The following is a 537-nucleotide window of genomic DNA, read 5'->3' on the forward strand; positions in this document are numbered from 1 at the left end:
CGCCTGCTTGGCTTGATCAAGCATGCCTGGTTAGAAAGCGGAGGCGTGTATGGCTATCGCAAGATTCACGATGACCTTCGAGAGCTGGGAGAGATCTGTGGGCGAAATCGAGTCGGTCGCTTGATGCAGGCAGAGGGGCTGCGTTCGCAAACGGGCTATCGCCGTCGTCCTGGGTTTTATGGCGGAAAACCAACAGTGGCATCGCCCAACCATCTGGCCCGGCAGTTCAAGGTCAGTGAGCCGAATAAGGTCTGGGTGACCGATATCACCTACATCCGCACCTATGAAGGGTGGCTGTACCTGGCGGTAGTGTTGGATCTGTTCTCTCGCCAAGTCATTGGTTGGTCAATGAAGCCCAGGATGAGCAGCGACCTGGCCATCGACGCCATGCTGATGGCCGTGTGGCGACGCAAGCCACAGCAGCAAGTGATGATTCACTCAGACCAAGGCAGTCAGTTCAGTAGCTCAGATTGGCAAAGCTTCCTGAAGGCCAACAATGTGATCAGCAGCATGAGCCGACGGGGAAACTGTCACGAC

The 537-nt window shown here is 56.1% G+C and carries 1 protein-coding gene; it reads left to right on the forward strand.

Annotated features, from left to right (window positions below; genetic code table 11):
• The coding region (locus ACF8MI_RS14370; protein ID WP_392517572.1) for an IS3 family transposase at positions 1–537 on the forward strand (537 nt) is incomplete at both ends.

The sequence above is a fragment of the Pseudomonas sp. yb_9 genome, from assembly GCF_043103635.1.
Classification (GTDB): domain Bacteria; phylum Pseudomonadota; class Gammaproteobacteria; order Pseudomonadales; family Pseudomonadaceae; genus Aquipseudomonas; species Aquipseudomonas monteilii.